Here is a 19530-nt window from a genome sequence, read left to right on the forward strand (position 1 = left end):
CCTGATTCAACGTCGCACGCAGCTGCCCTGGCTCGCCTCAAGAATGCTCTGGACAAGGTGAAGCAATCAAATTTCTTGGAGCAAGACTAATCCCGAATTAGGCACATCGGAGGCAACTCCTCAGGCATTCCCTCTCAGCGCCCCTCGTATCTCTTGCAACAGCCGAAGTCCCCTTCCTTCGGCTGGAAATCCTGCATTTGATGCGCCCCACCAAAACTCCGACTATCATTGTCGTAGTTATGTGTTCGACCGGCAGCTTCTGATTTGCCGAACCAAGGCGGTCTCCTGCACGCCAACTGTCGACACTTCTACCGGACCTTGGTGAGCCTTCGGGCTCACCAGGCATGCCGTGGTTCGTGGGATGAAGGTAAATCGTGAATACTCAACGCATCGTGATTGTTGGTGCTGGCTTTGCTGGCATGTGGAGCGCCCTTGCTGCGGCGCGCGTCTTGGATATGCAAAAGCGTTCTGACATCGAAGTAGTGCTTGTTGCCCCACTGCCTGAGCTACATGTTCGACCTCGCTTGTACGAGGAAGCCCCAAACAGCATGCGCGTCAAACTGACCGAGCTGCTTGATGCAGTTGGCGTGAAATTCATGCAAGGCAGTGTCGAAAAAATTGACGTGCAGCAACAGCTCGTGCTCGTCAATGCGCAGGGACAAGGTGTTCAAGTTTCCTACGACCGACTTGTGCTTGCCGCCGGGAGCAAGCTTTTTCGCCCCGATATCCCTGGGCTCACCGAGCACGCCTTCAACGTAGACCAAGTGGAGGACGCGGCCACTCTTGAAGCGCACATTCAAGGGCTTCGCGCGCAGCCCGACACTGAGGCCAGACGCACTCTTGTCGTTGTCGGCGGAGGATTTACCGGAATTGAGACTGCTGCGGAAATGCCTGCCCGGTTGCGCGCAGCCTTGGGTGAAAGCGCAGATGTAAATGTCGTCATTGTTGAACGTAACAATGACATCGGTCCCGACCTCGGTCCAGGCCCGCGACCAGTAATTGAACAGGCGCTCGCCGAGCTTGGCGTCACTGTGGTTCTGGGTGCAGGGGTGACGGCCATCGATAAACATGGGTTGGTCACATCAGCGGGCCAGCGCATCGATGCGAGCACGGTCGTGTGGACGGCAGGTGCTCGCGCGAACGAACTCACCTCCCAAATCCCCGGAGAGCGGGACGCATACGGCCGATTGCACGTCGACAAGAATCTGCGCGTGAAGGCGGCACCCTCCGTCTATGCAACGGGAGATGTTGCCTATGCCGCAACCGACGAGCACGGCCACGTTGCGATGATGTCTTGCCAGCACGCAATGAATCTCGGCCGCTCCGCCGGACACAATGTTGCAGCCGACCTGCTTGGGCTCGCGTCGATTCCTTATAGTCAGCCGAAGTATGTGACTTGCCTCGACCTTGGCCCCTGGGGTGCGGTCTATACCGAAGGGTGGGAACGTTCGGTCAAGCTGATTGGAGCGGAAGCCAAGGCACTCAAAAAGAAAATCAACACCGAATGGATTTACCCGCCTTCGGCGAATCGCGCCGAAGCTCTGCAATCGGCTGACCCCTTACGAATAGTCGTCGCCTAATCCAAGCAATTGCTAACAGGGGCTGCGTGCCCCTTCTGCAAGAGAGCCGGGTCTTGGTGCCCGGCCAAACTCCGACCTAGGAAGCCGAGCGCCGGGCGGCCGAGCGCGCACCAAACCACTCGATGACCTTGGCTTCGTGGCTCTTCGGCGCTTTAGACCTGGTCCGGCTGGCGAGGTCCGCAAGCGTGTGCCGGTTGAGCTCGTCACGCATGGCCTTCTCTGCCCCTACCATCACGGCATGAATGGAACAGGTACCACGTGTGGCCCAGGCGGGTGGCACCTCGCCGAAGACAGCACAACGCTCTCGTACTTCCTTGCAATCGAAAACTGGCTTGACACCATCAATGGCCTCAACGACATCTTTCACCGTAATTTCTTCGGCTGGAAGCGCCAGGGAGAAGCCGCCGCGAACACCCTCTGCCGCACGTACGAGTCCGGCATGCCCGAGCTTGGTAAAGAGCTTGGCGACGTACTCCACAGATACGCCCTGCATATCTGCAAGGTCACGCGTGCTGGCCTCCGCAACGCCATGCTCGGCGGAGTGGACCAGGTACAGCATGCAATGCAAGCCGTATTCGACACCTGCGCTCAAAAAACTCATCGCATAACTCCGACTAATACGTGCTTAGTTTAGCCGCAAGGGTTACTGCCATGCTACAGAGGGGACTCATCCGGGCACAACAGGTCAATTTCCAGGCACTCTATCTCTGCCACTGGTTGGCGTTCCGATAACGAGTGGAAGGCAAAATGAATGGGTTGGATAAACGAGAGGGTTGTAACAGGCAGCAGACTGAAAGCGGTCAGGGCACGGAGACCTCCGCTCTGCATCTTGAAGTGGTCCCTGGAATCTCAGGAATTCCGAGTTACCTCTTTTGTAAGCTTTGAGTGGAAGCTGTTGTCCCGAGCGGCCCTTGAATCTCGACAGCTTTGAGTTAATTGAGTGCAGCTATCCGCAGAGTTGGCGCAGACATGGTTCAAAGATCTCGGCGAATGAGTGCCCCTTTGAACAGCACTGGGCCAGTCGGACCCGTTAAGCTGGGGACGCCACCTTTGGGCTCCAGACTGATAGCCAGGGCAGGGATCGCTTTCACATCGGTCTCTTGCGCCGTGAGCTGTTCAAGCTTGCCGTCACCCATGACCCCCAGGGAACGTGGCGCGCCCTGATGAGGTAAAGCCCACAATTGCAGAGACTTGTTTTCTGCCTCCTTGAAGCCGCTCACGCGCTGCAGCACCAGTTGTTGGTGCTGGGGATCGAAGGTCACCAGCATGGACGCATCGGCTTTGCCGTCTGCCAGTACCGCCACATATTGAATTTGGGGTGCTGCCTGCAAATCAGCCTGCGCCATCTGGAGCTGATTCTGCAGCGCAGACACTTTCTGCTGCGTGTTTTCTCTCAGCTCTTGATGCGACCAAAGCCCCACCGAGATTGCCGCCACCGTAGCCAAGCCGCCTGCCAAGGCGAGCCCGCGCCACCATGCCAGTGCTCCTGCAGGCGACTTCGATGTGGCTGCTTCACGCTGCCGAGCCAGCCTAGCGCTGGACCCCTCTGCTTGTAGCAGGTTGGCGATGCGTGTCCAGACTACCGGGTCGGGCTGCACCGGAGCCTGCACCTCGGAAAAGGCTGACCAGCGACCTTGCCAGAGCAAGGCCGCTGCACGAACCTGAGGATACTCACGAGCCATTTGCTCAAAACGCCGGCGCGCTCCGCCGTGCAAGGTGCCCAGAGAATAGGAGGCTGCCAAGCGATCGAGCAATTCAGGGTTTCGGGTCAGATTCATGATGTGGACTCCTGGCACTCAGACATGGCGTGCCATGCATTTGCGCAGTTGCTCCAGGCTGCGGCGTACCCATGTTTTGACGGTCCCCAGTGGCAGCTTCAGGCTGCTGGCCAGCTCGGTATGGCTTAGATCCCTCAGATAGGCCAAGCTCACTACTTGGCGCTGGGGCGGCTCCAGCCGTTGCAGACACTGATGAAGCGCTGCTGCTTGTTCGCTAGCCTCCACCAACTGCATGGGCCCTTTCGTGTCCTTCTCCTGTGCCAGCGCGTCGACATCCTCAATGGGAGTATTGAGATGCAGACGCTCTGCTTTACGTCTGCGCAAAAAGTCCAGGGCCCGGCTGCGCACTAGCATGCCCATCCAGGCCATGGGCGGACTGAGCGAGTCCCGGTAAGTCCCAGCACTGCGCCAAATACCCAGAAAGCTCTCTTGCAACACATCCTCGGCCCACTCCTTATTGCCGAGGATGCGCAAAGCCAGACCATACAGCCGAGAGGCAGTCTGATCGTACAGAAGCTTGAGAGCAACCTCATCCCGGGTTGCTACGCGATCGAGTAAGTCCATCAGTTCGTGGTCCGGTGTATTGGCGCTCATGCAGCCATTGTGATCAGAAGCACCTCTTTCATGCGGCGCTGTTGGATAACTGCCAAGGCATGATGCCGACCTTGGGTATATCCCTATACGCAGCAACTGAGCTGCTGGATGTGGGCAGTGCACGAATCGTGCCCAAAAATATTCTCAGAATCTTGAGTGCATCTCGTCAAAGGACGCGTACTTCAAACACAGGACATCGCAGCGCCGCGAATTGCGGAGCGTGACCTGACGAACTACCCGAATACCTCGCAGACGGGGCACTGACTTCCCCCACTGAAATAAAGTCAGAGGCAGACTTGCTTTGTGCCCGTGCATCCGTCTCATCGCCTGCAAAAATTGAATAGCAAAATTCAATGAATCCAGACAGGAATTGGCTGCGTATTCCTTACAGCCGGCATTTTTCGGCTTGTACATCAAGGAGCATCCATGTTCTCGATTCAATCTGCACGCAAGTTGGCTTCGTTCGGTCTGGCTATCTCGATGACTGCGGCCTCCGTCGCAGCGATGGCTGATGTGATGGTTGGTGGTGCACCCATGCTGCCTACCAAGGACATCATCGACAACGCGGTCAACTCCAAGGATCACACCACGTTGGTTGCAGCGGTCAAAGCTGCTGGCCTCGTCGGCACGCTCAAGGGACCTGGTCCATTTACCGTCTTTGCGCCTACTAATGCGGCGTTTGATGCGCTTCCAGCGGGCACCGTAGACACGCTGCTTAAGCCTGAAAACAAAGGGATGCTGACGACCATCCTCACCTATCACGTCGTACCGGGCAAATGGGATGCAGCAGCACTGAGCAAGATGATCAAGGACGGGAACGGCAAGGCCATGATCAAAACCGTCAGTGGCGGCACTCTTACGGCCAAGTCCAGTGGACAGAAAATCATGCTGATGGATGAAAAAGGTGGCATGGCCACTGTGACCATTCCTGACGTATACCAATCCAACGGCGTGATTCATGTAGTAGACAAGGTACTACTGCCCAAGTAACGGAAGGGTTGTCACGAGGGTGTTGTCTCGATCCCTGGCCGCAAATTTGAGTGGCCAAAAAAATGCAGTATCAGGACAAAAAAATAGGATTGGCTGCTCAATTTCCCCAAGTCCAAGAGGTGTGAATTCAAGCAACTAATCGGAGAGTCTTGATTGAGACGAGGCGCGAAGCCGAACCAAGTGCGAAAAGGCTTCGCGCCAACGTATCAGTGGTCGTGCTGCCAGGCGGTCCTTGTGAGTCAGAACAGTTGCCCCGCTGAGCATTGGGTCGATCACAGGCCCTCGCCAACGACCGCTAACCGGCATGCAAACTTACGGCCAGACCTCGTCCAGATTGCCCTGCGTCGAGTGACCGCTCCCGCCGAGAGCAGGCGCTAGCTAGCGATCATGCAAGCGACCGGTTGAATCCGTCGTCGTGAGCAGCCCTCGGAGGCTGGCTGATACAGGCCAGAAGCTGGCGGTAGCTGCGACTAAAGGCGGGTGCCCAATGGAAAAAGCAAGCAGCTGGTCATAGGCCAGACCGCTTGTGTGACGGGTTGAAGTGGCTAGTACCACCGCTACACCAAGCGCACACAGATGATCGCTGCCGCCAACTTCAGCAGCGTTTCGTGGAAACCGGACTGAACATCGGCTCACCAACATCGAACGTTGCGGCAAGAGGGGGTTTGCTGCCTGGAACACTGCGCATGCACCGCTGCTGTGACTTTCATGTCACCCAGCACAAGCGTCACAAAAAGTACTTATGTGTTGCTTAGAGTTCGCCCAGCGGTTGCAAGAAGCCACCGTCAATCCCTCTGATAAGTTCCGTTCGTATCTCGCCAATGAAAAATCAAAAAACGCGCTCGCGCAATCTGGCAATCGTGATTGGTGCATTCGTCGCCTCTTCTTCCAGCGTTGCCTTGGCACAATCCTCCATCACCATATTTGGCATAGTGGACGTCGGCATCACCAGTGCCAAGACAGGCAGCAACAGGCTCAATGCCTTGAACTCCAGCCAAGGCAAGACCAGCCTGATTGGCTTTCGCGGCACCGAAGACCTCGGCGGCGGCAACCATGCTCAGTTCTGGCTCGAAGGTGGCCTCAACCCTGACGCCGGCAGTGGCGGCAGCAGCGGCTCTCTGGGCTTCGAGCGCCGCTCCACCATCGGGCTGATCAACAATTCCTGGGGTGAAATCCGTCTGGGGCGCGACTACACACCAAGCTACAACATCTTCACCGCCTTCGGGGGCCCCGACACGACCACCGGCGTGCAGGCCAACCTGTTCCAGACGATCCGCCAGACTGCCTATAACGCCGCCAGCCAAAGCGGCACGGTGGATCGCACGCGCATCAGCAACTCCGTGGGCTACTTCCTGCCACGCGACCTGGGTGGTGTCTACGGCCAGTTCTCGGTTTCCTTTGGTGATGAGAACGCCTCGAACTCTGGAGCAAGCAAGGCCCGCAGATACATTGGCGGCAACCTGGGCTATCGCTCGGGTCCGCTGAACGTGGGTATCGGCTACGGCAAGATCGACGGCACTGCAGCCGTGACTTCGCCCAGCGCCATCGCAGCAACCAGCGATCTGGAAGACCTGGTGCTGGGCGCTTCATACAACTTCGGCAGTTTCGTACTCAATGGCGGATACAACAACCTGAAGTGGAAGCCCGTCAGCGGCGCAACCTCGGGAAAGGTGGACGGCGTCTACCTGGGTGCCACCATCCCCGTGGGGCCGGGCAGCTTCCGCGTCAAGTACGCCAGCGCCAAGTTCAGCGGTAACGCCACCGCCCTCACGCGCAGCGGTGGCAAGACCGACAAGTATTCGATCGGATATGTCTACGACTTCTCCAAGCGCACCTCCATGTACGCCGGGATTGCGCGTGTCAACAACAAGAATGGCGCCAGCATTGGCCTGATCGGCGGCCCTGCAGGTGTAGCCAACACCGGGTCGACTGGCGTGGATATCGGCATAAGCCACTCATTCTGAGCGGCACGACGCCTCTTTGCGCAAAGAAGTCTCCAAGCTCCGGCAGGCCTTCGCTTCATCGGGCTTGGGGACTTCCATCTTCCTCTCAAGCCATACCCGCCATGCGCTACTTCATCTCTTCCTCCTGCCTGATGGCAGCGACCGCCGTCGCGGTTACCTTGCTGAGCGCCTGCGCCGACACTCGCCCGCTCCAGGCAGCCAGCTCCGAGACGGTCACTCAGACCAGCGGCGTCGGCAGCATCAGCGCCATCGTCACGCGGCAGGACGTCCAGTTCGACGACAAGTTCTATTTCCCCTATGAAGGCCGCCACCCTGCCACCAAGGCTGATTTCCCCAAAGGCTTTCTGCCGGCCTACGGTTCGGGCCTGGCTTTGAAGGGCAGGCGCGCCGACGGCACGCTGGAGTTCTACGCCATTACCGACCGCGGCCCGAACGCCACCACCGGCCCGGTCACCCAGATCACCGATGGCTCCAACCCCACGGGCTTCTCCAGTTCCACGGTGTTTCCTTCGCCCAACTTCACGCCGTCCATTGGCGTGATCACTCTCGGCAAGGACGGAGCCAGACTCGTCTCGAGCCTGCCGGTCAAGTTCAGCGCCGCGCAGAATGCCAATGGTCGTGTTCAGCCACGGGGCATCACGGGCAACACAGGCGAGCAAGTTCTGGACGACTCCTTCACCTACCCCGGTAAGGCCAAGGGCTACAGTGAGTTCGGCTTGGACACCGAATCCGTGGTGGTGGATGCTGCACGCAATGTGCTGTGGGTGTCCGATGAATACGGTCCCTTCATCGTGAAGATCGACCCGGCTACCGGCATCATCCTGAAGAAATACAAGCCCGGCACTGGCGCGGCCGATCTGCCTGCCATCCTCGCCAAACGCCGCGCCAACCGCGGCATGGAAGGGCTGAGCATCGATGCGGCCAGCGGCAAGCTGCACGGTTTTCTGCAAAGTCCGCTGAACGACGGCAAGGCCGACTACACCACTGCCGCCGTACCCGATGCAACCAGCAAATCGGAAAACGTGCGTGACTACGCCCGCTTTGTGCGCTGGGTGGAGTTTGACCCGACAACCGAGAAAACCCGTTTGTTTGCTTTGCCCGTCGACGGCAGCTGGTACCACCAGGGCAAGACCGGCAACGCCAAGCTGGGCGATGTGGTTTCGTTGGGCAATGGAAAGTTCATCGCCATCGAGCAAGGTACGGGCAAAGACAAAAAAGTTTTTAACGACCTGGTGCTGATCGAGTTTCCGGCCAACGCCACCGACATCACCGCGCTGGGCTCCGACCTGGAAAAGAGCAGCCTGACCGGAAAGCCGGTCAATGGCTCGGACTACTCCAAGGTGGTGACGCTCAAGAAAACCCGGCTCTTCAACTTGAACGCCACCGGCTGGGCAGCTGAGAAGGCCGAGGGTCTGGCACTGGTCGATGACTACACGTTGGCGCTGACCAACGACACCGACTTCGGTGTCTCTCTGGCCGTGCTGGACGCTAGCGGCAAGGAGATCGAAGCCTCGGACGTCACCCAATGCATGGTGGACGCCGACGGCAAGATCGTGAACGATGGCAGGTGCGCCAAGGGGGCGGCGAGCCTGCGCTTTACCACCAATGACGTCAACGATCGTGCACAGCGACTGTGGACCTTCAAGTTCAGCAAGAAGTTGAGCGAATACGGCGCTCTCTGAAAGACAGCGGCCGCACAAGCCGCTCTGTGCTGTACACCCCAGGGCGCCGCGCCCGCTTGCACGAGAGCCATGTTGACGCGGCGCCCAGCAACCTGCGCTGGTGCCCCAACGCTTCGGATATCCAGTGCGACCCGGGCCGGGCCGAGCCGCGACAGCCACCTTCACAAAGAGTGGCTAACAACACCGATCCACGAAGCACGCACAGATGATCGCTGGAGCCAACGTCAGCAGCGCTTCGTTGATCTCCAGCCGCCGTGCAAAATGGATTCGCGGCTTGCCAAAGCCTGCATGCATCCTTGCGTCGGGCTCCCACCCGGTAATGCCTATCCAGTGGTTCGAAGCTCTCAACGGGTCACCTGGAAATGCGGCCTGCAATGCCCCGCTGCCTCAATGGATGGCGGCAACGCCGCCTGCGTGCATTGGATGAGGGCCCGATTTCCAGCCCCCGCAAAGGCGAAGGCAACAACAAGGTGCTGTCGAGAATTTTTGCAAAGCTTCATGCAACCTGATGGACAAGGTAAGTCGGCCACCATAGACAGATTGGTTCAAGCCAGGGGCCAGAGCCAGGGTCGCTAGGCTCGATAGCAGAAGATTGCCAGAAATGAAAAATAGATAACTGACAAGCCAAGCCAGATGACATTTCTAAAGCCCGAACGTGACGCCAAGATTCCGGCAAAACCAAATGCAGCGGCAATGAACAACCAACCACTCACTACGGCACTCAGTCCGTAAGAGGTGGAAATACCAAGCTTCCCCCCGGTTGTGAGCTGATGCTCTGTGATGCCAATCCAGCCTACGCTTGCGCAGATTGCTGCCATCACACTACAGGCGATAACGACGGATATCGGAGGTCTCATCAATCTCAAATATTACGTAGATCGCGCCAAGTCACAGGCCATGCGATCTGAGTTGGTACGGAAAAACGTGTACGGGGGCTTGCAGCATAGCTGAAGGAGGTTCAGCCGGGCTTTCGGCATGCAACGGTCTGGGTTATGAGACGCTTTATAGAATCTGGCATGAATATCGATGACATCAAGGGCCGTCTAGCCTTTCTCCAAGAGGCCGAAAAGCTCAAGAGCGTGCTCCGAAGCTCTCACACCTCGACGGGCAGGGCGGAAAGCACCGCCGAACATACATGGCGCCTGTGCCTGATGGCTATGACTTTCGCGAACGAGCTTGCTGGCATGGACATGCTGAAGATTCTCAAAATGTGCATCGTTCATGATTTGGGCGAAGCCATTCATGGTGACATTCCAGCCATCGAGAAAAACCAGCATCCTGACAAGAGTGCGCAGGAAAAGACCGACCTTCTACATCTGACTCGTTCCCTCGACGAAGCCCAGCGGGCCGACATCCTGGCACTGTGGCAGGAGTATGAGGATGCAGCCTCACCCGAAGCAAAAGCTGTCAAAGCATTGGATAAGCTTGAAACAATCCTTCAGCACAACCAGGGGATCAACCCTCCTGATTTCGACTACGAGTTCAATCTGACCTACGGTCAGAAGCACACAAGCGCCGATCCTCTGTTCGCATTGATGCGTAGCATCATTGATGAAGCCACACGCCAGAGATTGGCCGAAAAAGCCAGTTCTCAGTGACTGCAATCGGACGAAAGCCGCAGCAGGTCAATCGCAACTCCCGGTCAAGCACAGATGCTGACGAAGTGTGGAGTTGGGGTGGCTCGCCAGACTGCGGCGCTTGAAGGTAAAGTCTCTGAGATACGGCCTGGAGTCTCGTCGAGCGGCATGCTATGAACCTTATCGACCTTTCGCAACTGAACGCTGAGCGAGTGCGTGCCATTTGGGCACTCGTCGACACGCCCTGCTAACCTCTGCAGCGCAAGGTGGCCTGGTCGTTTGAAGGCAACGGCATTCGCACTCGCACAAGCTTCATCCAGGCGTTTCAAGAGCTTGGCTTGTCATTTGTCGAATTGCCCAATTTGCTCAAAACACCCGAGAGAGCCGCCGATCTGGCCGGCTATCTCGACCCTTTTTACGATGTCTATGTCGTGAGGGAATCCAATCATCAGCGCCTCGCGGAGTTTGCCTTTGCGTCACAACGCCCGGTAATCAATGCCATGTCCGGTTTGGAGCATCCATGTGAGGTGCTGACTGACGCTTTCTACATTGACAGGTCGATAGTACCCCTCGAGCAAGCCCGCATCTGTTTGTGGGGCCCGACGACCAATGTGCTGCGGTCGTGGCACGAGCTGGCTTTCTCGCTGCAACTGCCAATCATGCATATCTGCGATGAACGGCTGCATGAGACCCTGCCATACGTTGAATTTGCATCAACTCCATCCCGGGCCGCTGACATTGTCATTACCGATGGCTGGCCAAGCGGTGCCGAAGCAATGGCTCAATCACTCACTGTGGCCGATCTGGATTGCATGGGCATGCCCATGCTGCTTGCTACACCGCCATTTTTCATTGGGCGCGAGATTGCATTTGACCCGGTGCAATATCCCCGCTTCTCCGGGTACAGTCAAAAGTCGTTATTGCTGCCCGTGCAAAAAGCAATTCTGCGATACCTGCTCGCCCGCTGAGCTTCCATATCGATGCAGAGATTGATGCCAGTCTCTGATAAACGCAGCCACTATGCCTGACCTGGCATCCGATGTCCGTTTCAACCGGAAGCTTGGCAGAGCAAAGCAAGCAAGCCAATCTGAGCGGCAGCGCGTGCAAGCTGCGAACCGGTGATACCTAGTCTGATCGCCTGCGCAATAGCTACGCATGAGTTACCGGTTCTCTGCCCAGCCTCTTCATTCATGGGTGCGAAATCGGCTGCGGTACTCGGCAGGCGTGGTGTTCAGTTGCCTGCGGAACGCGCGAGTCAGCGTATCGGTAGTGCCCAGGCCGCAGGCAGTGGCAATGCGCACCAATGACTCATCGGATGTTTCAAGGCGATTGCGTGCCATCTCCACACGCACGGACTCAATGTACGCGGCAGGTGTGGTGCACAACTCGGTCTTGAACAGGCGGGTCAGTTGTCGCTCGCTGACATGGATTCGCTCGGCCAAAACCGGCAGCGTGAGCGGTCTCGCAACGTTCTGCGCTATGTAATGGCGTAGCGCGTCCATGCGACGTGTGGTCGAAGGCTGGGCTATGGCTACGCTGAACTGGCTCTGCCCGCCGGGCCGCTTCAGGAACATGACGAGCTGCCGGGCCACTCGCTGTGCTGCTGCCTCACCGAAGTCGTCTGCCACCAAGGCCAGTGCCAGATCGAGACAGGCTGTCAGACCCGCCCCCGTCCACAGATTGCCCTCGCGGATAAAGATCGGCTCGGCATCCACGGTCACGGCCGGGTACTCTGCCGCCAGTTGCTGCGCGGTGGACCAGTGCGTGGTGACACGCTTGCCATCCAGCAGCCCTGCCGCGGCGAGCACATGTGCGCCCACGCAGACAGAGGTAACGCGGCGGGTACGGGCAGCCAGCTTCTTGACCCAAGACACGACCTGCGGGTCGACCACGGCGCGCAGCTCGCGCGCCGCATTCCTTTGCACCGCACCTGGCACCACCAGCGTGTCTATGCGCTTGCGCGCCAACTGAGCAAAGGTGATATCGGGCAGCACGCGCACACCCGCGGAGGTCTGCACCGCCTCCAATGTCTCCGCCGCCAAGACCACACGATAGCCTGTGGGCTGATCCATCTCGCGCTCGAGTAGCGAGAACACTTCGGCGGGACCCGTCATGTCCAGCAGATCCACCTGATTGAACAGGACGATGACGATGAGGCGTTCCATGTGTTGCTTGCAGAGAATGTCTGAATCTGCATATTATATGACATTGCAGACACCACTCCACGTTCCTACCATTCCTTCATCGCTCAACATTAATAAGGAAGCCGGACCATGACCCCCTCCAAGACCCTGAGAGAACTCAACGCCCTCGACGACTCGCCTGCCAACCTGCCCAACGCCACCTTGGTGCTGGTGGACTACCAGAACACCTACACACACGGCGTGATGGAACTCACGGGCTGGAAGCCTGCGCTGGAAGCAGCCTCAGCCCTGCTTGCCCGCGCACGTGCAGCGGGAACAAAGATCATTCATGTGATGCATGACGGCGGCGCGGGTTCTCCCTACGACATCACGAAGGACATCGGGCAGATTCACGCCAGCGTGGCCCCCATCACCGACGAATCCGTGGTGGTGAAGCATGCCCCCAATAGTTTTGTAGGAACCAATCTCGGCGAGCTGGTGGATGCAGCCGGTCGCCAGCAACTCATCATCATCGGCTTCATGACCCATATGTGCGTGACATTCACAGCCGAGGGAGCCTTTCTGCGCGGCAACCAGCCAACCGTCGTGGCCGATGCCTGCGCCACACGCCCCTTGCGCAGTGCCGTGGCAGGTGTAGAGGCAGAGCAGCTGCATCATTGCGCGCTGGCGACCATTGCCGATTTGTATGGTGTCGTCGTCCCCTCGGGCGCTGCGCTGCACTGAAGTTTGGCGGGATCCGGTGGCTCCGGTGGCTCTAACTGAGCACTTAATCTGAAGCCCAACCGAACAGGTGCGCCGGATTTTTCACCAGCACCTGTTGCTGCTCAGTGTCATCCATCAGCCAGTGCCCCATGTCCTGTTGGATGGTCTGGGTCGGCACCGTTCGAAACTGACTAGGCTCCAAGGCCGGGACGCCAGCATCCCTGGCTGTATGCGGCCAGTCACTGCCCCACAGTATTCCGTGTGGAGCATGGCTCACCAGATGTCTTGCCCAGGCGCGGGCCCATTGCGCATCCGCCAGACGATAAGGTGCGGAAAGCTTGACAAATATGCGGCCACTTTCAGCAAGCCGCAGCAGCAATCCGTCATCTTGAGAGGCTGCAGCCGAGAACGGCACCATTGCGAAATGGTCCAGGACAAAGGACCCCGGCAACCGACTCAGGTGCGTGCTCACGGCTTGCAGCACCGGATATGCCATATACAGCTGGATACTCCAGCCCAGGTGGCAAACGCGTTCACTCCAATAAGAGAGTTCGTTGCAAGCCGAGGCGACGTCTTGGTTGCCCGAGCTTTGCAGATTCACGCGGATTGCTCGCACACCTGCTGCATGCCAGACCTTCAGCTGAGCTTCGCTGACGTCGCGCGGTGCTACGGCCACGCCACGCGCACTGTCGCCGAGCTCGGCCAGGGCATCCAGCAGGCACTGGTTGTCAAACCCGTAAACGCTTGGCTGCACCAGCACCACGCGCTGCATGCCTATGGCCTGCAAATGTTGCCGCAGCGCCTGCACAGATGCTTGATGCGGTGTGTAGTGCCGCATCGGATCCATGGAATATTGCTGCTGCGGCCCGAATACATGGGTGTGCGTGTCGCAGCGGAAAGCCGGAGGCCCTGCCTCCGTCCTTGAACTTCGCTCAACTAGCTCCATGACTTCGCCTTGCCCGGCATCACAGTGTCAACGCAGCGATACGCTGTGCCAGCTTGCGGCCTGTGGCAGCCGTGCCGAGCTGACCGCCGACATCGCGCGTGGCCTCGCCATGCTCGACAGCCTGGCCTGCACAGGTGACGATGGCCTCGCTGGCCCGCACAAAACGCATGTCATTGCTGCGCTGACCGTACCAGTTCAGCAACTGGCTGGCCGACAAGATCAGCGAAAACGGATTGGCAATGTCCTGGCCTGCGATGTCCGGCGCAGATCCATGAGCCGCTTGCCCCATCGCATATTGCTGGCCGGCATTGACGGAGCCTCCCAGGCCCAGACTGCCGGACAGCTCGGCCGTCAGGTCAGAGAGGATGTCACCGAACATATTGGTCGTGACGATGACGTCGAAGCGTTGAGGTGCACGCACCACATGGGCCATCATCGCGTCGACGATGAACTCGTCAACTTCGATCTCCGGGAAATCCTTGGCGACACGCTGACATTCTTCAATGAACATGCCATCGCCCAGCTTGAGCACATTGGCCTTGTGGACGATGCTGACATGCTTGCGTCGGCGTTGGGCCAGCTCGAAGGCCGAGCGTGCCACGCGTGCGCAGCATTCGCGGGTGATCCGGCGAAGAGAGACGACCACGTCGGGCGTGATCAGCATTTCGCTACCGCCCGATGCAATGTTGCGATCTGCGTAGAAGCCTTCGGTGTTCTCACGAACCACGACCAGATCGAAATCATCCACCTTGTGTGGCACGCCAACCCAGGTTCGCGCAGGCCGGATGTTGGCAAACAAGTCCAGCTCCTTGCGGAAGAACTTGGAAGGGTTGATCTCGCCCTTGGCTTCGTCCTTGAAGTCATAGGTGGCCATGGGACCGAGCATCAGGCCATCGGCGGCCTTGACCTTGGCCAGAAGTTCCGGCGTGACCGTCGCACCATATTTGCGCAGGCTTTCGTGGCCGGCGATATCGTGGTCAAGGGCCAGATTCAGATCAAACTTATGAGATACAGCCTCCAGCACCTCCACTGTGGCGGCCATGGTTTCCGGGCCGATTCCATCGCCGGGCAATACAACCAGTTTCATACTCAACTCTCTTTTTTCAACGCTTAGTCAATCAATACGGAAGTGCTTCGGACCAGTTGCCGGTATTTGGCGATTTCCTTGCGGACAAAGGCATCCACCTCCTGCGGCGTATAGCTTTTGACCAAAGTGCCTTCTGCCTCGAAGCGTGCCTTCAACGCGGGCTGCTGCACGATCTGGTTGATTCGTTGCGACAGCAGTTGCACCACCGGCGCCGGCGTCTGCCTGGGCGCGAAGTACCCACCCCAGAGGCTGAATTCGAAGCCCGGAAATTTCTCTGCAACCGTGGGCACCCCCGGCAGCGCCGCGATGGGCTCCAGGCCGGTGACCGCCAATGCCCGCACCTTGCCGCCTTTGATATGTGACAGGATGGATGGCGTGCTGGCCATGAAGAACTGCACTTGCGCTCCAATGAGGTCGGTGATCGCCTGGCCGGCTCCCTTGTACGGAATATGGACCATCTGCACTTTTGCGGCCTCTGCAAGGGCTGCAGCTGCCAAATGCCCCGGCGTTGCCGTACCGGACGAAGCGTATGCCACCTTGCCCGGCGCTGCCTTGGCAGCGGCGATCAGGTCGTCCAACGATTTCCATGGCGCGCCGGCGGGAACCGCCAGCACCAGCGGAGAGTCGCCAACCAGGGCCACGCCTTGCAGATCCTTCAGACTGTCATAGCCTGGGCTCTTCATGGCTGCACCGTTGATGGCGATCTCTCCGGTCTGGCCCAGCAGCAGTGTCAGTCCATCGGCTGGAGCGCGCACCACCATGCGTGTACCCAGCGCTCCACTGACGCCAGGACGGTTGTCAACGATGACAGATTGCCCAAGTACCTTGCCCAGATTGTTGGAAATCAGTCGTGCGAATACATCGCCCTGTCCTCCTGGCGCATACGGAACGACAACAGTGACTGGCCGTCCCGGAAAGCCTGCCTGCGCTCTTGCCATGCTCGCGGCCACCGCTGCAGAGCCAGCGCAGATGGCAGCCAGCAACTGTCTTCTCGACACCAAGACTGATGGGTCGTGGGATAGCAACATGCTCAGAGCTCCATGCCGGGCTTGCTTGCCACAGCTTTCCATTTGCCCAACTCATCGTGAAGTTCCGCGGCAAAGGCTTTCGGGCTCAGGGAAATAGGCGTTGCGCCTTCATGCTTGAGACGCGAGCGCACTGGCTCAGCGGCGGCGGCTGCATTGACGGCCTGATTGAGCTGATTCACGATATCTGGTGACACCCCGGCTGGCGCAAGCACACCCCACCAAGTGGTCACGTCATAGCCCTTGATCCCGGCTTCTGCCATGGTGGGCACCTGCGGAAACAGGCTGGAGCGCTGCGCACTGGTGACGGCCAGAAGCTCCAGCTTGCCGGTCTTGAGGTGCGGAAGAATGGTCGGCACCGTGGCAAAGAATGCATCCACACGACCTGCCAGCAGTTCCAGCGCAGCGGGGCCGCTGCCTTTGAAGGGGACATGCGTCATTGGAAGCGTCGCCTGCTGCCTGAAAAGTTCGCCAGACAGGTGGTTGATGCTGCCTGCGCCAGCTGAGCAGTAATTGATGCCGCCTTCGCGTGTTTTGGCAATCTTTGGCAGATCCGCGACCGACTTTGCCCCCAGAGCCTTGTTGGTGACCAAAAGCAAAGGCCCACGACCGATCATTGCCACCGGAGCAAAGTCAGCTTCCGGCTTGTAGGGCAGTTTGGGATCAATGGCTGCGTTCGTCGCGAAAGTGGATGTCGCAAACAGCAGCGTGTAGCCATCGGGCTTGGCTTTTGCCACAAAGTTCGCACCTATTGAGCCGCCTGCCCCACCCTTGTTGTCAACGACAACTGGTTGGCCAAAGCAATTTGACAACTGGCTGGCAATGTCACGTGCGATGCTGTCTGTACCACCACCCGCCACAAAAGGAACAACCAGCGTGATGGGACGCTCGGGCCACTTTCCCTGAGCTGCTGCCGAGTTCACCAGCATCAATCCAGCGGCAGCGGCGAGCCACGCTTTTCTGAAATCACCCAAGCCTTGCATTTCGTCTCCGTTTCTTATGTTCTGGACGAATGATCAGTGATTTAATTAATGCAGTAAATTGCAAAAAATCTTCTCATTGATGCGTTTTTCAAATGAATTTCGACATTGCTGATCTCAAGGCCTTTGTGGCTGTGGCGGAGCTGGCCAGTTTCAAGCGCGCAGCCGAGCTGCTGCACATCTCCCAACCGGCCTTATCGAGACGGGTCGAGAAACTGGAGCAAGCCTTGTCGCTCAAGCTTCTGGAGCGCACCACTCGCAAAGTGGAACTCAATGCCATGGGACGTGTTTTCTTGCCTCGTGCCCAGCATGTGCTGGCCGAACTGGAGGCCTCGTTGATAGGGATGACCGAGCTTAACGAGCGGCTGCACGGTCTGGTGACCATTGCCTGCATCCCTTCTGTCGTGGATACGGTGGTGGCAAGCGCCATCCATCAGATCAAGAAGCAGTTCCCACGCATTCGGCTGCGCATCCTGGATCAACCTGCTGCAGACATCCTGCTGACCGTGGCGCGCTCCGAAGTGGATTTCGGAATCGGCTATCTCGGAGCCAGCGAGCCTGACCTCGACTTCGAAGAACTGGCTTCGGAGTCCTTTGTGCTGGCCTGCCGCAAAGACCATCCTCTGGCCACCCGCAGCAGCATTTGCTGGAGTGAGCTGGCACATCAGGACTGTGTCACCCAAGCGCAAGGCAGCGGCAATCGCCTGCTCATCGACCAGGCTCTGTCAAACACCGTCACCCGACCCCATTGGGTATGCGAAGTCCAACATGTCCCCAGCCTGCTCAGCCTGGTTCGGCGCGGGGTGGGCGTGGGCGCAGTCCCTCAGCACGCAATCAGCGGGACCGATCTCTGCGGCATCCCGTTGGTAGAGCCGCAGGTACTACGCAGCATCGGTTTGATCTCGCGACGGGGCAAGGCACTTTCTGCCATGGCTCAGGAGCTCCAGAGGGCCTTGCGACTGGTTCATATCCAGCAGTTGAACTGAGCGCAAAGCTGTGAGTAGTTGAATGCCTGATTGGAGCTGCCGGTGTAGCGGCTATTCCTCGCCCAAGCCTGCTCTCCTTCTAGGCTGAGCGGGCAGGCCCGTCATTCCTGCGCAAATTGGGCTTGACCTTGAACCAAGCTTCAAGCTTACGCTTGCGTCATTCCCGGTCATCAGGGCTGGTGAAACTCTTCATCAAGGAGCAGGAATGAAGACCATATTGGGCGCCAACGGGCAGATCGCCACCGAGTTGGCGCGCGAACTCAAGCGCAACTACACCGATGAGCTCAAGCTGGTAAGCCGCAGGCCGCGCAAGATACATGACTCGGACATGCTCGAAGCCGCCGACCTGCTCGATGCCGAGCAAACAGCCAGAGCCGTTCAGGGCAGCAGTGTGGTCTATTTCACCGCAGGCCTGCCTCCCGATACCCAGCTTTGGGAGCAGCAGTTTCCGACCATGCTGCACAACGCCCTGGCGGCCAGCCGCGCTGCGGGGGCCCCATTTGTCTATTTCGACAACACCTATATGTACCCGCAGGACGCACAGCTGCAGACCGAACAGACGGCATTCGCCCCCATGGGGCGCAAAGGCAGGGTGCGCGCCGCCATGGCCGAGATGGTGCTGTCCGAGATGGCACGCGGGGAGATCCCCGTGCTGATCGCGCGGGCGCCCGAGTTCTACGGCCCGGCCCAGACGCAGAGCATTACCAACACCTTGGTGATTGACAGGCTCAAGGCCGGCAAGACACCGCTGGCCCCGGTGCGAGACGACCGTCTGCGCACCCTGATCTGGACGCCCGATGCCAGCCGCTCACTGGCTTTGCTAGGCAACACGCCCGACGCTTACGGCCAGACCTGGCATCTGCCATGCTGGGACGAGAGGCTAAGCTACCGCCAGTGGCTGCTCATGGCCTGCGAGATTTTCGAGCACGAACCTTCCTACCGGGTGCTGAGCAAATGGATGTTGCAGACGGTTGGACTGTTTTCAAGGCCGGTGAGCGAACTCCGCGAGCTTTTGCCTCGCTACGCACAGGACAATCTGTTCGATTCGGACAAGTTCAAGCGCCGCTTTCCCGGATTCGAGATCACCAGCTACCGCCAGGGACTGGAGCAGATTCAACAGGAATGCAAAGCAGCCTAGCCAACCCGGCCCTGCCGAGGCAAGCCAAAAGGCTGCAGTGCAACAGCCTTTGGCCCGGGTTTGTCAATAAGTCGTCCAGCCGCCGTCGGTTGCGTAGGCCGCGCCGGTAATGTTGGATGCCTCGTCGGACAGCAGGAACAGCATGATGGCAACCTGCTCGGCCGGTGTGGCATCACGCTTGTGCGAGTCTGCCGCTTGCAGCAGGCTACTGGTCTTCAGCATGCTCATGCTGGGACCGCCGCCGGCATCCTTCATCTTGCGCGTAACCAACTCCAGCGCGCGCGCCACCATGGGCGTGGCCGTCTGCGCCATGTTCACGGAGTTGATGCGAATGCCGTTGGCCGCATAGTCGATCGC

At 58.7% G+C, this 19530-nt stretch carries 18 protein-coding genes; 9 read left to right on the plus strand and 9 right to left on the minus strand.

The features are described from left to right. Positions 1–374 precede the first annotated feature (374 nt). Entirely contained in the window at positions 375–1580 is a 1206-nt protein-coding gene (locus ACLBXN_RS19660) for an NAD(P)/FAD-dependent oxidoreductase (RefSeq protein ID WP_447613257.1), read from the plus strand. Between the two features lie 76 nt (positions 1581–1656). Here the strand turns inward: ACLBXN_RS19660 and ACLBXN_RS19665 are convergent, their stop codons facing one another. The 3 genes from ACLBXN_RS19665 to ACLBXN_RS19675 form a co-directional block, all read right to left on the minus strand. Continuing rightward, positions 1657–2181, minus strand: coding sequence for an RrF2 family transcriptional regulator (locus ACLBXN_RS19665; RefSeq protein ID WP_211459058.1), 525 nt, complete (start codon positions 2179–2181; stop codon positions 1657–1659). A gap of 373 nt (positions 2182–2554) precedes the next feature. After that, a complete protein-coding gene (locus ACLBXN_RS19670; protein WP_447613258.1) occupies positions 2555–3358 on the minus strand; it encodes an anti-sigma factor in 804 nt (267 codons plus the stop codon). 18 nt (positions 3359–3376) lie between these two features. Continuing rightward, positions 3377–3952, minus strand: coding sequence for an RNA polymerase sigma factor (locus ACLBXN_RS19675; protein WP_447613259.1), 576 nt, complete (start codon positions 3950–3952; stop codon positions 3377–3379). 426 nt (positions 3953–4378) lie between these two features. On the opposite strand from ACLBXN_RS19675, the gene ACLBXN_RS19680 reads away from it, so the two are divergent. The 5 genes from ACLBXN_RS19680 to ACLBXN_RS19700 all read left to right on the plus strand — a co-directional run bounded on the left by ACLBXN_RS19680 (position 4379) and on the right by ACLBXN_RS19700 (position 11133). After that, complete coding sequence (locus ACLBXN_RS19680) at positions 4379–4942, plus strand: fasciclin domain-containing protein (RefSeq protein ID WP_447613260.1); 564 nt, start codon at positions 4379–4381, stop codon at positions 4940–4942. An 821-nt stretch (positions 4943–5763) separates the two neighbouring features. Then, the gene (locus ACLBXN_RS19685) at positions 5764–6906 is read left to right on the plus strand and encodes a porin (protein ID WP_447613261.1); all 1143 of its coding nucleotides are present in this window, start codon (positions 5764–5766) and stop codon (positions 6904–6906) included. Between the two features lie 101 nt (positions 6907–7007). Then, positions 7008–8588, plus strand: a complete 1581-nt coding sequence (locus ACLBXN_RS19690; protein WP_447613262.1) for an esterase-like activity of phytase family protein — start codon at positions 7008–7010, stop codon at positions 8586–8588. Between the two features lie 1016 nt (positions 8589–9604). Next, a complete protein-coding gene (locus tag ACLBXN_RS19695) occupies positions 9605–10186 on the plus strand; it encodes an HD domain-containing protein (protein ID WP_447613263.1) in 582 nt (193 codons plus the stop codon). A gap of 245 nt (positions 10187–10431) precedes the next feature. Further along, a complete protein-coding gene (locus ACLBXN_RS19700; RefSeq protein WP_447613264.1) occupies positions 10432–11133 on the plus strand; it encodes an ornithine carbamoyltransferase in 702 nt (233 codons plus the stop codon). A 216-nt stretch (positions 11134–11349) separates the two neighbouring features. Here ACLBXN_RS19700 and ACLBXN_RS19705 read toward each other — a convergent pair whose 3' ends face one another. Continuing rightward, a complete protein-coding gene (locus ACLBXN_RS19705) occupies positions 11350–12330 on the minus strand; it encodes a GlxA family transcriptional regulator (RefSeq protein ID WP_447613265.1) in 981 nt (326 codons plus the stop codon). A 108-nt stretch (positions 12331–12438) separates the two neighbouring features. On the opposite strand from ACLBXN_RS19705, the gene ACLBXN_RS19710 reads away from it, so the two are divergent. After that, positions 12439–13032 (plus strand): isochorismatase family protein, encoded by a 594-nt coding sequence (locus tag ACLBXN_RS19710; RefSeq protein ID WP_447613266.1) that lies wholly within the window; start codon positions 12439–12441, stop codon positions 13030–13032. A 43-nt stretch (positions 13033–13075) separates the two neighbouring features. Here the strand turns inward: ACLBXN_RS19710 and ACLBXN_RS19715 are convergent, their stop codons facing one another. From ACLBXN_RS19715 to ACLBXN_RS19730, 4 genes are read right to left on the minus strand one after another with little or no spacing between them, the layout of a single operon-like run. After that, positions 13076–13957, minus strand: coding sequence for an amidohydrolase family protein (locus tag ACLBXN_RS19715; RefSeq protein WP_447613267.1), 882 nt, complete (start codon positions 13955–13957; stop codon positions 13076–13078). 19 nt (positions 13958–13976) lie between these two features. Next, the gene (locus ACLBXN_RS19720) at positions 13977–15044 is read right to left on the minus strand and encodes an isocitrate/isopropylmalate dehydrogenase family protein (RefSeq protein ID WP_447613268.1); all 1068 of its coding nucleotides are present in this window, start codon (positions 15042–15044) and stop codon (positions 13977–13979) included. A 23-nt stretch (positions 15045–15067) separates the two neighbouring features. Beyond that, entirely contained in the window at positions 15068–16072 is a 1005-nt protein-coding gene (locus ACLBXN_RS19725; RefSeq protein WP_447613269.1) for a Bug family tripartite tricarboxylate transporter substrate binding protein, read from the minus strand. A gap of 2 nt (positions 16073–16074) precedes the next feature. Further along, positions 16075–17052, minus strand: a complete 978-nt coding sequence (locus ACLBXN_RS19730; RefSeq protein WP_447613270.1) for a tripartite tricarboxylate transporter substrate binding protein — start codon at positions 17050–17052, stop codon at positions 16075–16077. A gap of 92 nt (positions 17053–17144) precedes the next feature. On the opposite strand from ACLBXN_RS19730, the gene ACLBXN_RS19735 reads away from it, so the two are divergent. After that, positions 17145–18035: a LysR family transcriptional regulator gene (locus ACLBXN_RS19735; protein ID WP_003053812.1), complete on the plus strand. Its 891-nt coding sequence runs from the start codon at positions 17145–17147 to the stop codon at positions 18033–18035. A 205-nt stretch (positions 18036–18240) separates the two neighbouring features. Continuing rightward, positions 18241–19173 (plus strand): NAD-dependent epimerase/dehydratase family protein, encoded by a 933-nt coding sequence (locus ACLBXN_RS19740; protein WP_447613271.1) that lies wholly within the window; start codon positions 18241–18243, stop codon positions 19171–19173. Between the two features lie 63 nt (positions 19174–19236). Here the strand turns inward: ACLBXN_RS19740 and ACLBXN_RS19745 are convergent. Further along, positions 19237–19530 (minus strand): SDR family oxidoreductase (locus ACLBXN_RS19745; RefSeq protein ID WP_447613272.1); only part of this gene is annotated, 294 nt, incomplete at its 5' end.

This window comes from Comamonas sp. C24C (assembly GCF_053345995.1).